The following is a 13,563-nucleotide window of genomic DNA, read 5'->3' as shown; positions in this document are numbered from 1 at the left end:
GGATTAAGATTTCGTCCAGCGCTGGGCCGGACCATATTCACACTCATCAATTCCTACGTTGATCGGGATCAAACTTTGATGTCCACTACATTGGTAAGTTGCAGATGGAAGCCGCGGTCCTCTCAGGCTCTGTCTTAATGGGACCGCGGTTGGGAGGGCGCTTCACCAAATGCCGAAAGGCAAAGAAAGAGGAAGAAGACTAATGGGCATCCTTTCCCAAACAATCGTCCCCGCCGACGCTTGGGCCGGTTTTAAGGGCGACAAGTGGCGCGACGCCGTTGACGTCCGCGACTTCATCCAGAACAACTACAAGCCCTACGAGGCAGACGGCGCATTTCTTGCCGGCCCAACGCCACGCACCTTGAAGGTCTGGGAAACACTCGGAGTGCTCCTCGCTGAGGAACGCAAGAAGGGTGTTCTGGACGTATCTGCCGACCGTGCCTCGACGATCACCGCACATGATGCGGGTTATATCGCCAAGGACATCGAGTTGATCGTCGGCCTGCAGACCGACGCGCCGCTGAAGCGCGCCATCATGCCGAACGGCGGCCTGCGCATGGTCGAAAACGGCCTCGAGGCCTTCGGTTTCAAGCTCGATCCGTCGGTCCACGAAGTCTGGACGAAATATCGCAAGAGCCATAACCAGGGCATCTTCGACGTCTACAGCCCGGAAATCCTCGCCGCCCGCAAGTCCGGCGTCATCACCGGCCTGCCGGACGCCTACGGCCGCGGCCGCATCATCGGCGACTATCGCCGCGTTGCCCTTTACGGCACTGACGCACTGCGCGCCTTCCGCCTGAAGGACTTCCGCGCAATCGAGAACGAAGTCTTCAACGACGACGTCATGCGTCTGCGTGAAGAAATGTCGGAACAGTACCGCGCTCTCGACGAAACGAAGGAAATGGCCGCCAAGTATGGCTACGACATTTCCAAGCCGGCCACCAATGCCCGCGAAGCCATCCAGTGGACCTACTTCGCATACCTCGCAGCCGTGAAGGAACAGAACGGTGCGGCAATGTCGCTCGGCCGTGTCTCGACCTTCCTCGACATCTACATCCAGCGCGATATCGACGCAGGCGTCCTGACCGAAGAACAGGCTCAGGAACTGATCGACGACATGATCATCAAGCTCCGGATCGTCCGCTTCCTGCGTACGCCAGAGTATGACCAGCTGTTCTCGGGCGATCCGACCTGGGTTACGGAATCGATCGGTGGCGTTGGCGAAGATGGCCGTCCGCTGGTCACCAAGTCGAGCTTCCGCTTTCTGCACACGCTCTACAACCTCGGCCCGGCTCCTGAACCGAACCTGACCGTGCTGTGGAGCACCAAGCTGCCGGAAGGCTTCAAGAACTTCTGCGCCAAGGTGTCTGCCGATACCAGTGCCATCCAGTACGAAAACGACGACCTGATGCGTCCGAAATGGGGCGACGACTACGGCATTGCATGCTGCGTCTCGGCCATGCGCATCGGCAAGCAGATGCAGTTCTTCGGTGCCCGCTCCAACCTCGCAAAGGCCCTGCTCTATGCGATCAACGGCGGCGTCGACGAAAAGAGCGGTGCAGTCGTTGCCAAGGGCTTCGAGCCGATCACGGCTGACGTGCTCGACTATGACGAAGTCATGGCAAAGTTCGACAAGATGATGGACTGGCTGGCCAAGACCTACGTCAAGGCACTCAACACCGTTCACTACATGCACGACAAATACGCTTACGAGCGTATCGAAATGGCGCTGCACGACCGCGACATTCTGCGCACCATGGCTTGCGGCATCGCCGGCCTTTCGGTCGCAGCGGACTCGCTGTCGGCAATCAAGCATGCCAAGGTCAAGGTCATCCGCAACGAGGCAGGTCTGGCCGTCGATTACAAGATCGAAGGCACCTACCCTGCTTACGGCAACAACGACGACAGCGTTGACTCCATCGCAGTCTGGTTGACCGAAACCTTCATGAAGAAGATTGCGGCACAGCCCTACTTCTATCGTAACTCGATGCCGACCCAGTCGGTGCTGACGATCACCTCCAACGTGGTCTACGGCAAGAAGACGGGCAACACGCCGGACGGACGTCGCGCAGGCGAGCCCTTCGCACCGGGTGCAAACCCGATGAACGGTCGTGATACCAAGGGCTTCGTCGCTGCCGGCGCATCGGTTGCCAAGATACCCTACGACGCCGCCCTCGACGGAATTTCCTGGACGGCTTCGGCAACACCGGACTCGCTCGGTCGCACCAGCGAAGAACGTGCAAAGAACCTGGCAAATTGCCTTGATGCCTACACGGCAGCAGGTGGCTTCCATGTCAACGTCAACGTCTTCAATCGTGACACGCTCGTCCATGCAATGGAACATCCGGAACTGTATCCGCAGTTAACGGTTCGCGTGTCGGGATATGCGGTCAATTTCGTCAAGCTGACCCGTGAACAGCAGCTCGACGTCATCTCGCGCACGTTCCATTCAAAGATGTAACGTTTAGGCGTTAGGCTGGGCGCATATGGAACCCATATGCGCCCACGCTGTTAACCCGAAATCTATCTACAGATACGAGTTGCCCCATGGACATTCAACGAGCGATCACCCGCCCGCCGAAGGCGCATGCCCCCGCAGGCACCCACTCTTCGACGGACTTCGGCTACCTGCATTCCGTGGAAAGTGGTGCGGCCGTTGATGGACCGGGAATGCGTTTCGTATTCTTCATGGCCGGCTGCCTGTTCCGCTGTGTTTATTGCCACAATCCCGATACCTGGAAGCTGCATAACGGTCGCAAGATCACTCTCGATGACGCCCTGGCCGAAGTAAAGCCTTACGCGGGCTTCCTGCGGATGGCAGGTGGCGTGACCATATCGGGCGGCGAACCGCTGATGCAGGCGCCGTTCGTCGGCGAGATGTTCAAGCACTTCAAGAGCGAACTCGGCCTTCATACAGCACTCGATACACAAGGCTATCTTCATGCCTCGGTAGACGACGAGTGGTTTGATAATGTCGACCTCGTCCTTCTCGATATCAAGCACAGTGACCCCGAGGTCTATCAGCGCCTCACTGCACAACCGCTGCAGCCGACGCTCGACTTCGCCCACCGCCTGCAGCGGCTGCAGAAGAAGATGTGGCTGCGATATGTGCTGGTTCCCGGCTGGACCGACGGACATGACGACATAGCAAGGCTCGCCGATTTCGTTGCGAACCTCGGCTCGATTGTAGAGCGCGTCGAAGTTCTACCCTTCCACCAGATGGGTACGCAGAAATGGGCGCAGCTGGGAATGGATTATCCGCTCGCAGGAGCTCCGACGCCAACGCCGGAATCCACAGCTGAAGCAAGATCAATATTCGCGGAACGCGGGCTGACGGTCTTTTAGGACACGCAAGCATCGGGAAAGCGTTCCCAATTACATAAATGACAAGGAATACCAATATGATCGATATTCGCTCGCTCGTTCTCGTTGTGAACTGCGGCAGTTCTTCCGTTAAATTCGGCGTCTTCTCAGGTACCAACCGCGAGCCGCTTCTTTCGGCTCTGGCAGAAAACCTCGGACAGCCGGAAAGCCGGCTTGTTGTCAAGGAAAAGGGCGAGAAGACCGAAATGTCGCTCGACAGCGGCAGCCACGACGTTGCCCTGCAGAAACTCCTCGGCATTCTTGAGCAGAAGGGCTGGCTGAGCTCGATTGTGGCAGTCGGTCACCGCACGGTCCATGGCGGCGAGCGCTTCTCCGCATCCACGCTCATTACCGACGAAATCCTGCGCGAAATGGATGCGCTTTCCAATCTCGCTCCATTGCACAACCCGGCAAACATCCTCGGCATCAGGACCGCCATGGCAGCGCTGCCCAACGTCCCGCATGCAGCAGTCTTCGACACCGCCTTCCACACCACTATGCCACAGGCTGCCTTCACCTATGCCGTCCCGCAGGATTGCTACCGTAACCTCGGCGTTCGCCGTTACGGTTTCCATGGAACCAGCCACCGCTTTGTTGCAGCGGAAGCAATCGAGCTTCTCGGCCTCGACCCCAACGATCACGGCCTGGTTATCGCCCATCTCGGCAATGGCGCTTCGGCAACCGCTGTTCTGAACGGCAAGAGCGTCGACACGTCGATGGGTTTCACTCCGCTTGAAGGCCTTGTCATGGGCACCCGCTCCGGCGACATCGATCCGGGCGCACTCTTCCACATCGCCCGCGAGGACGGCCTGACGATCGACGAACTCGACACGCTGCTCAACCGCAAGAGCGGTCTGCTCGGCCTCTCCGGCCTGTCCAACGATTGCCGCACGCTGGAGAATGCAGAGAAGGAAGGCCATGAGGGCGCCAAGCTGGCTCTCGACGTCTTCGTCCATCGCCTGGCCCGTTACATCGGTGGCCTCGCAACCTCGCTCAACCGTCTGGATGCCGTCATTTTCACCGGTGGCATCGGCGAAAACTCGGCAACCATGCGCCAGCGGACGATCGAACGCCTGTCAGTTTTCGGTCTCAAGCTTGATGCGGACGCCAATGGCCAGATGTTCGGCGGACGTTGCGGCGTCATCACCGCGAAGGACAGCAAGGCAACCGCTGCCGTCATCGCCACCAATGAGGAATGGATGATTTCCCACGATACGCTGGAGGCCGTCGCAGCGTCCACCGCTGCGTAACAGTTTTTGCAGATCGCATTATTTCAACCAATTCATAATCACCGCGAACATACAGAAGGATAATTCTCAATGTGCGCACGTATAATTTTCCTTGCTGCGGCAGCACAGGACGTCGGCCTGACCTCGCTCTCGCTTGGCTTGGTGCGGGCACTGCAGCGAGACGGCATGAAGGTCGCCTTCGTCAAGCCGATCGCTCAGCCACGGTCTGAAAGCCGCGTCCAGAAGAAGGGCATCGATACGTCGAGCCACTTCGCCCGCACCCTGTGCATGACCAACTCTCCGGAACCGATCCCGTTCGAGAAGGCGGAAGAGCAGATCCGCAAGGGTGACCTCGCGGCTCTGCTTGAAGACGTAGCAACGATGACGGAAGCCCTGCGCGCCGATCATGACGTGGTTGTCGTCGAAGGCCTGATTCCGCTCGCCAGCGCACAGATCGCGCTTCGCCTCAACGTCGAAATCGTCCGCAGCCTTGGCGCTGACGTCATTCCGGTCCTGAGCGGCGTCGATTACGAGCCGAAGTTCATCGCCGAAACGGTCGCCTTGATTCATCGCCAGTATGCGCGTGAGGGAAATTCGCCGCTTCTTGGCCTGATGATCAACAAGATGAAGGTAGCTGCGGATCGCGAAAAACTGAAGGACGCTCTCGCTCCCTTCGGTCTCGCCTCGTCGACCATCCTCGGCGCGATCCCCTACGAGCCGAATCTGAACACGCCACGCCTGTCCGACCTCGTCTCGTCGCTTGATCTGAGCGTCGTGCAGGGTTCCAAGCTCGATGCCGTCCGGGTGCGCGAGATCGTCGTCGGCGCCCGTTCTGTCGAGAAGATGATCGACCGGTTGCGCCCCGAAACCCTGGTCGTCATGCCCGGTGACCGCAGCGATATCGCGCTTGCCTCGGCACTGGCTCACAGCCGTGGCGTACCGCTTGCCGGCCTGTTGCTCACCTGCGGCGCACCGCTTGCAACCCCGGTCGCAGACCTGATGGCCTCGGTCGGCTCAAACATCCTGCCGATCCTCTCCACCCCCGACGACACCTATGCAACGGCCTCGCGTCTGGCGCATCTGAGCTACCATGTCAGCCAGGATGACAGCCAGCACATGGAAAAGGTCATCGATTTCGTCGCCGAACATATCGACACGACATCGCTGCGTGACCGGATCGGCACCTCGACCGAAGCCCGGCTTTCGCCGCCGCGCTTCCGCAACCACCTGATCGAAGGCGCACGTCGCGCCAACAAGCGCATCGTTCTGCCCGAGGGTGAGGAACCCCGCACGCTGCAGGCTGCCGTCATCTGCCACCAGAAGGGCATTGCCCGCTGCGTCCTGCTCGGTCGCCCCGATGCCATCCAGATGATCGCCAGGGCCAAGGACATCGAACTACCCGCCGATCTCGAAATCCTCGACCCGGCCGCCGTGCGCGCCAACTATGTCGATGCCATGGTCGAACTGCGCAAGTCCAAGGGCATGACACCTCCCCAGGCAATGGCCCAGCTGGAAGACACCGTCGTTCTCGGCACGATGATGCTCGCCGTCGGTGAAGTCGACGGCCTGGTCTCCGGTGCGGTCCATACAACAGCAAGCACCGTGCGTCCCGCCCTGCAGCTGATCAAGACGGAACCGGGCCAGAGCATCGTCTCGTCGGTCTTCTTCATGCTGATGCCCGATCAGGTTCTGGTCTATGGCGATTGCGCCATCAACCCGAACCCGACGGCCGACCAGCTGGCCGAAATCGCCGTCCAGTCCTCCGATACGGCCAAGGCCTTCGGCATCGATCCGCGGGTTGCGATGATCTCCTATTCGACCGGCACGTCCGGCACGGGCGGTGATGTCGACAAGGTGCGCGAGGCAACCGAACTTGCAAAACAGCGCAAGCCGGACCTCCTGATCGACGGCCCGATCCAGTATGATGCGGCAAGCGTCGAAAGCGTCGGCCGTTCCAAGGCGCCCGACAGCCCGGTCGCCGGCCGCGCCAATGTCTTTGTCTTCCCGGATTTGAACACCGGCAACACCACCTACAAGGCCGTGCAGCGCTCGGCGGACGTCGTCTCCGTCGGCCCGATGCTGCAGGGCCTGCGCAAGCCCGTCAACGACCTGTCGCGCGGCGCGCTGGTTGACGACATCGTCTTCACAATCGCGCTCACTGCCATCCAGGCGGACCAGCAATCGGCGGGTGAAGCTGCTTCCGAGCCGGCACGGAAGGATGCGGTGAACGCATGAACATCGCACAACAGGACCCGGAGAGTCGGGACAAGATGACTTCGGCCTTCTTCAGAGGGCCGGAGGCTGGAGGCTCGCTGACACCCGACGCAATTGCCGTCGCGGCAGAAGAAATGGGCGTCAAGAAAGCCAGCTATGATACGCTGACCCTCCTGGGTCTTGCGGTTCTCGCCGGCGCCTTCATCGGGCTCGGGGCCATGTTTGCCACGACGACGGTCGCCGGGGCGGACGGAATGCTGTCCTACGGTCTCACCCGGCTTCTGGCCGGGCTTAGCTTCTCGCTCGGGCTGATCCTCGTCCTGATCGGTGGCGCGCAGCTGTTCACCGGCGACATGTTGATGGTCATGGCTTGGGCAAGCCGACGCATTGCAACCACGCGCATGGTCCACATCTGGGTCTTCGTCTGGTTCGGCAATCTGATAGGCGCCCTCGTCATCGCCGGCCTCGTCTTCTTGTCTGGCCAGTACACGTTCGGCGGCAACGCAATCGGTGTCGCTGCACTGCATTACGCAGAAGCCAAGTCTGCCCTTCCGGTCGTCGAAGCCTTCTCGCTCGGTATTCTCTGCAACATACTGGTCTGCTTGGCCGTATGGCTTTCACTGGCCGGACGCACGGTTGCCGACAGGATCCTTGCGATCGTCTTCCCGGTTACGGCCTTCGTTGCAGCAGGGTTCGAACACTGCGTCGCCAACATGTATTATCTCGGCCTCGGCCTGATGATCCGTTACGGTGCACCGGAAAGCTTCTGGACCGCCATAGGCCATGCGCCCGCCGAAATCCCGCTGAGTGGCGTCCTCACCAATCTAGCGGTCGTAACGGCTGGTAACTGGGTCGGCGGCGCTCTGCTCGTTGGTGGCGTCTATTGGTTCATCTACCGTCGTCCGGGTAAGCCCCACCACTGATCACCGATACCCGTGGCGCTGTTACACCCGCTCCAGCGCCACGGAGATTCCCTGCCCGACACCGACGCACATGGTTGCAAGCGCATAGCGCCCCCGGCGTCTGGCAAGCTCAAGCGCCGCAGTTCCCGAAATCCTTGCTCCCGACATGCCAAGCGGATGGCCGAGCGCAATCGCCCCGCCATTCGGATTGATATGGTCGGCATCTTCCGCGAGCCCAAGCTCGCGCAGAACCGCAATGCCCTGTGAGGCAAAAGCCTCGTTCAACTCGATCACGTCGAAATCCTCCGGTGAAAGCTTCAGCATCACGCAGAGCTTCTGCGTTGCCGGAACCGGCCCTATGCCCATGACACGCGGCGCGACGCCCGAGGCGGCCCCGCCCATGATGCGGGCAATCGGGGTCAGGCCATGTTTCTTCGCCGCAGCTTCCGAAGCAATGATCAACGCCGCCGCGCCGTCATTGACCCCCGAGGCATTACCCGCCGTCACCGTGCCACCATCCTGTTTGAACGGAGTTGCCAGTTTGGCCAGCGCCTCAATTGTCGTCGCCCGTGGATGTTCATCCTTCGAGACGACCACTACATCACCCTTGCGCTGCGGAATGACGACCGGCGTGATCTCCGCGGCAAGGTGACCATTTTCCTGAGCGGCTGCAGTTTTCGACTGACTGCGAAGCGCAAACGCATCCTGGTCCTTGCGGGAAACGCCATAGTCTTCCGCAACATGCTCGGCCGTCTCCGGCATAGAATCGATGCCGTATTGCCTTTTCATCAACGGGTTGACGAACCGCCAGCCGATCGTTGTGTCGTGGATTTCGGCATTGCGGGAAAAGGCGCTCTCGGCCTTGGGCAGAACGAACGGCGCGCGGCTCATGCTCTCGACGCCGCCTGCTATCATCAATTCTGCCTCTCCCGCCTTGATCGCACGGGCAGCGGCGATGACCGCATCCATGCCCGAACCGCAAAGCCGGTTCATCGTCGTGCCTGGGACGACAGCCGGCAGGCCTGCGAGCAGCGAAGCCATGCGGGCGACATTGCGATTGTCCTCACCTGCCTGATTGGCGCAGCCATAGATCACGTCATCGACCGCATTCCAGTCCACTGCAGCATTGCGCTCGATCAACGCCCTGATCGGGATGGCCGCGAGATCATCGGTTCTCACCGACGCAAGCGTGCCACCGAAACGGCCGATCGGAGTGCGGATATAATCGCAGATGAAGGCGTCAGGCATAGCGCAGCTCCCATGATGCAGAAGTCGCAGCCAACACCAACAATCGAAAAATTACAAGCTTCAAATAAATTGCCTGCGCATCCCGAATATCTGTTTCGCCACCCAACGCCCCAAGGGCTCTCAGTTGCCGCCATATTTAACCTTCAGCGCACCTTGAGATCCTGGCGGCTCGCGCAATCCATGAGGACTCGGGACCCAACAGCGCACGGGTTCTAGCCACCCGCTGATAATGAATTAATTATATTTCCGGCCTAAGTATCGGGACGGTAATCCTTTAGCCCTTTCAGCAGGGCTTCCGTACACACGGCGTGTCGGCTGCTCATGCAGCATGGGGCATTGTCGATCGCGACAATACAAGGGACAAAAATGACTGGTGCAACTGATCTGCGAGGCATTTTTTCGCGACCCGTCTTCTGGCTTTTCGCGGCTTTTGTCCCACTGATACTGCTCCTCATCTTGCCAATCGCTGCACCTATCGGTCCGATGTACTGGGATACCTATCTTTATCTCGATGCCGCACAACGGATCTGGATGGGACAGATCCCGAGCGTCGACTTCTCGACCCCGGTCGGCCCGCTCCCCTACTATCTCTTCGCCGGTGGATTGAAGCTGTTTGCGAATGCGCAGCCGCTGCTTCTGGCTCAATGGTGCATATTGCCGGTAGCGGCGCCGCTTCTCGCACTGGTACTTGCCAGGCTTTCCAGCCGTAACGTGGCTCAAGCTTTCGCGCTGCTTGTTCCCTTCCTCGTCTTTGCCACCTTCCCGTCGAATGTGGCCGCCTATCATCCGCTTCCGACGCTGGACGGTTTCGGCATCTACAACCGCCACGGCGTGATCTTTCTCTATGTGCTGACCAGCGGCCTCGTTTTCCTGAAAGACGGTCGCCGCATGGCGGTCTTGATCGCCGCAGCCATGCTGGCCTTGTTTCTGACCAAGGTGACGGGTTTTCTGGTTGGTGGGCTTTTCTGCCTCCTGGCGCTTTTGGCCGGCCGCATCTCGCTGCGTTACTGCATTCTGACCGTCCTGCTCTTTCTGATCCCGCTTGGCATCGCCGAACTCATGAGCGGTTTCGTATCTGCCTATATACGCGATATCATCGAGCTTGCCGGGATGAATGAGGATTGCCTGCTCCCCCGGTTCCTGACCGTCGCATCGCTGAAGCTTGACGTACTTCTTCCCGCGGGGCTTCTGGCGCTGCTGTTGATATGGCTGGACTGGACCCGCGCCGACAAAACGATCCGCTTCTTCGATCATAATTTCTGGTGGCTTTCGGTCGTCATCGCAGGCGGCTCAATCTATGAGACGCAGAATACCGGCAGCCAGGAATTCATCTTCATATGGCCGGTTCTGCTGATGATCTTCGAACGCATCAGGCTGCTTGAGCAGGGACCGAAAATGGCTTTCCTTGCGCTGGCCGCGTTCTGTGTCATCCCCACGTTCACCAAGGTGGCGCACAAGACGCTGCGCGCCGTGGTCGTTGCGCCGACCTATGAACGGCTGCACCTGCCGGACGTGAAAAACATGGCGCAGGTCTCCCAACGGCGGGAGATCATCGATCGGGCCGAATATCTGGAACCTCACTACGAGAATTTTGCCTCGGCCTACGCGGATCTTTCCGCCCACGGGCAGTTGCCGAGCTGGCAATATTATTCCGAACTCGACTTCCAGCTCTACTGGATCATTTCGGCCAACAGCCTGGTTAACTCCCTCAAGGCCTTCGAGGCGAAGAACAATATCCGGCTGGAAAGCCTGATGAACCTAGACTTCACCAACCCCTTCCCCTGGCTTCTGGATCGCGATGCAACCAGAAACATCCAGATCGGCGCAGATCCCCACCGCACCGTTCCGCCACTGACGGATAAGGCCATCCAGTCGATCCGGCAAACGGCAGCGGTCTTGCGCCCGAAATGCCCGCTGACGACCGGACGCCGTATGCTTTTCGACCATTACGCAGAAGCCCTGAAAGACCGGCAGGTCGTCGAAATTCATCCCTGCTGGGATCTCCTGCTCCACCCCGATATCCTGGCTGGAAAACAATAAAGGCCGGGCGCAAGCCCGGCCTTCCGTTTTCCCTGTATGAACGGCCTTACTTCACTTGGGCGGCGACGAAATCCTTGACGATGCGCACGATGCCGCGCGACATGACTTCGTCGAATGCCGTGATGAAATCATCCACATGGCGCTTCTCGCAGATGAGCGGCGGTTCCAGGCGGATGACGTTGCGATTGTATTCCGTGAACGCGACGAGCACGCCGTGATCGCGCAAGAGATGGCTTCCGATAAAGCCCGGCAGCGAGCCCTTCAGCTTGTCGTCCAGCATGGCGACGACCGGGCGCAGCACCAGCGGCATGGTTTTCGACAGGTCGTGGAATTCGATTCCGATCATCATGCCCTGACCGCGCACGTCTTTCAGCAGCGACGGGTAGCGGACCTGCAATTCCTTCAGGCGGGAAAGAAGGTAGTCGCCCGTATTCGCCGAATTGTCGATCAGGTGCTCGTCGTAAAGCACGTTCATCGCCTCGATGGAGGTGACGCAGGCTTCACCGATACCGCCGAAAGTTGCCATGGCATGGATCATCGCCGTCTTCGGCGTGCCGTAGGCCTTCATGTAGACATCGCGCTTGGCAATCATCGCACCCATGGCGGACTTGCCGCCACCGAGTGATTTGGCGAGCGCAGTCACGTCCGGCACGACGCCATGGTGCTCGAACGCATAGAACTTTCCTGTGCGGCCGAAACCACACTGCACTTCATCGGCAACCCACAGCACGCCATACTTGTCGCAAAGCTCGCGCAGACGCTGCCAGAAGGCGGTATCGGCCTGGATGATACCGCCGCCGCCCTGCACCGTTTCGAGCACAATCACGCCGATTTCCGGGTCCGTGCGGAAGGCCATCTCGATCGCGTCGATATCGCCGAACGGCACCTTCACCGTATTGTCGACCAGCTTGAATTCGCCGCGATAAAGCGAGCCGTCGGTGATCGACAAAACGCCCTTGGTCTTTCCGTGGAAGGAATTTTCCGCATAGACTATCTTCGGACGCTTCGGGCCGGCGGCGCGCTCTGCCACCTTGATCGCCGCCTCCATCGCTTCGGAACCGGAGGAGCCGAGGAACACCATGTCCAGCTCGCCCGGCGAGCAGGCGGCAAGATTATGCGCCAGCGCGGTTGCATATTGCGACATGAAGGCAATGGCGATTTCCTGGCGGTTCTCGTCCTGGAATTTCCGCCGCGCATCGAGGATGCGGGGATGGTTGTGACCCAGCGCCAGTGAGCCGAAACCACCGAAGAAATCGAGAATCTTGCGACCGTTCTGGTCGTAATAATACATGCCCTCGGCGCGCTCGATCTTCACCTTGTGAAAGCCGAGAAGCTTCATGAAATGAAGCTGGCCGGGGTTGAGATGGCGGGTGAAGAGATCGGTCATCTTCGCCACGTCGAGCGCCTTGGCCTCCTCGACCGACAGAAGCGCAGGCTTGGCGACCGGTTCGCGAGCAGGATTGGCAGAAATGTCGATCATCACTTCGTCATCGTGGTTGTTGAGGCTGATTGCATTGGCCATCGTAATTTCCTCTCAAGCTGCCTTGGCGTGGGCGACATTGTCCTGCGAACCGCCGGCAAGTCCCCTGCGATATTCGGAATAGGCGGCGATCAGCATGTCCTCGTCGCGATATTGCGGCACCCAGCCGAGCTCGCGCTCGCCCTTGGATACGTCGAGAACGCACATCTCGTCGGCGATCAGATACTGTTCCGGATCCATGATCGGCATGTTGATCAGGTCGAACAGATCAAGTGTCCGCTTCACCGCCCAGGCGGGCGTGGGCAAAAGGATCGACTTCGAACCGGCATGCTTGACGAGATCGCCCAGCAGTTTCCTGACCGGCGGCGGATTGAGCGAGCCGAGATTGTAGACCTCGTTCGGCACACCGGCATTAAATGCAGCATGAGCGGCCGACGCGCAGTCGAACACCGAAATGAACTGGTACGGGTTCTTGCCCGAGCCGATCATCGGCACCGGCAGATTGTTGTCGATCAGCTTGAACAGCTTGGACAGGATACCGAGGCGACCGGGACCGATGATCAGGCGCGGGCGGAACAGCGAGATGTTCATGCCGCGCTTGCGCCATTCGACTGCCAGTTCTTCGGTCTTCAGCTTGGAAAGCCCGTATTCACCGAGTGGCGCGACCGGGTGCTCTTCCGTCTGCGGCCAGACAAAGGTGTGGCCGTAGACCATGTCGGTGGTGAAATGGACGAGCGATTTCGCACCCGCCTGGTCCATCGCCTTGATGATGTTCTCGGTGCCATAATAGTTGACCGGGAAGAAGAAATCATGCCGCTTGGCGCGCACCTGCAGGGGCGACAGCATTTTTGCCGAAAGATTGTAGACCATGTCGTCGGCCTTGATGCCGACCCGGGCGATCGAGGCCGGATCGGTCACGTCGACGTTTTCGAAGCGGATCTCTCCATAATGCGGCAGATCACTCTTGGCGATATCCGCGACGATGACCTCGTGGCCTACGGCCTGCAGCCTCGGCGCGAGATGACGCCCTACGAAACCGTCACCGCCGAAAATGATATGTCTCATGGTTTAAATCCCCGTAGTTCTG

Annotated in this window: 9 protein-coding genes; 6 read left to right on the top strand and 3 right to left on the bottom strand. The window is 59.6% G+C overall.

Annotated features, from left to right (window positions below; all coding sequences use genetic code 11):
- Nucleotides 1–202 precede the first annotated feature (202 nt).
- From pflB to GGE33_RS00555, 5 genes are all read left to right on the top strand, one after another.
- Nucleotides 203–2,461 (top strand): formate C-acetyltransferase, encoded by a 2,259-nt coding sequence (gene pflB / locus GGE33_RS00575; protein ID WP_183820847.1) that lies wholly within the window; start codon nt 203–205, stop codon nt 2,459–2,461.
- 86 nt (nt 2,462–2,547) lie between these two features.
- On the top strand, nt 2,548–3,345 hold the full coding sequence (gene pflA / locus GGE33_RS00570; protein ID WP_183820846.1) for a pyruvate formate-lyase-activating protein: 798 nt from the start codon (nt 2,548–2,550) through the stop codon (nt 3,343–3,345).
- Nucleotides 3,346–3,401: 56 nt separating this feature from the next.
- Nucleotides 3,402–4,613 carry an acetate/propionate family kinase gene (locus GGE33_RS00565; protein WP_148142992.1) on the top strand — a complete coding sequence of 404 codons (1,212 nt, stop codon included), beginning with the start codon at nt 3,402–3,404 and terminating at the stop codon, nt 4,611–4,613.
- Nucleotides 4,614–4,682: 69 nt separating this feature from the next.
- Nucleotides 4,683–6,827, top strand: a complete 2,145-nt coding sequence (pta, locus tag GGE33_RS00560) for a phosphate acetyltransferase (protein WP_183820845.1) — start codon at nt 4,683–4,685, stop codon at nt 6,825–6,827.
- A complete protein-coding gene (locus GGE33_RS00555; RefSeq protein WP_244654327.1) occupies nt 6,824–7,729 on the top strand; it encodes a formate/nitrite transporter family protein in 906 nt (301 codons plus the stop codon). The genes pta and GGE33_RS00555 overlap by 4 nt, the downstream gene beginning before the upstream one ends.
- A gap of 21 nt (nt 7,730–7,750) precedes the next feature.
- Here the strand turns inward: GGE33_RS00555 and pcaF are convergent, their stop codons facing one another.
- Entirely contained in the window at nt 7,751–8,956 is a 1,206-nt protein-coding gene (pcaF, locus tag GGE33_RS00550; protein WP_183820844.1) for a 3-oxoadipyl-CoA thiolase, read from the bottom strand.
- 366 nt (nt 8,957–9,322) lie between these two features.
- Here pcaF and GGE33_RS00545 point away from each other — a divergent pair, with 366 nt between their 5' ends.
- On the top strand, nt 9,323–10,996 hold the full coding sequence (locus GGE33_RS00545) for a hypothetical protein (RefSeq protein WP_246435657.1): 1,674 nt from the start codon (nt 9,323–9,325) through the stop codon (nt 10,994–10,996).
- A 46-nt stretch (nt 10,997–11,042) separates the two neighbouring features.
- On the opposite strand, the gene GGE33_RS00540 is transcribed toward GGE33_RS00545, so the two are convergent.
- Entirely contained in the window at nt 11,043–12,476 is a 1,434-nt protein-coding gene (locus GGE33_RS00540; RefSeq protein ID WP_183822206.1) for an aspartate aminotransferase family protein, read from the bottom strand.
- Nucleotides 12,477–12,530: 54 nt separating this feature from the next.
- Nucleotides 12,531–13,541 (bottom strand): NAD-dependent epimerase/dehydratase family protein, encoded by a 1,011-nt coding sequence (locus tag GGE33_RS00535; RefSeq protein ID WP_183820843.1) that lies wholly within the window; start codon nt 13,539–13,541, stop codon nt 12,531–12,533.
- Nucleotides 13,542–13,563 lie beyond the last annotated feature (22 nt).

Origin of the sequence: Aliirhizobium cellulosilyticum (assembly GCF_014198105.1) — a bacterium.
GTDB lineage: Bacteria > Pseudomonadota > Alphaproteobacteria > Rhizobiales > Rhizobiaceae > Neorhizobium > Neorhizobium cellulosilyticum.
The sequence above is the reverse complement of the archived record's forward strand: the minus strand, read 5'-3'. Positions and strand labels throughout refer to the sequence as shown.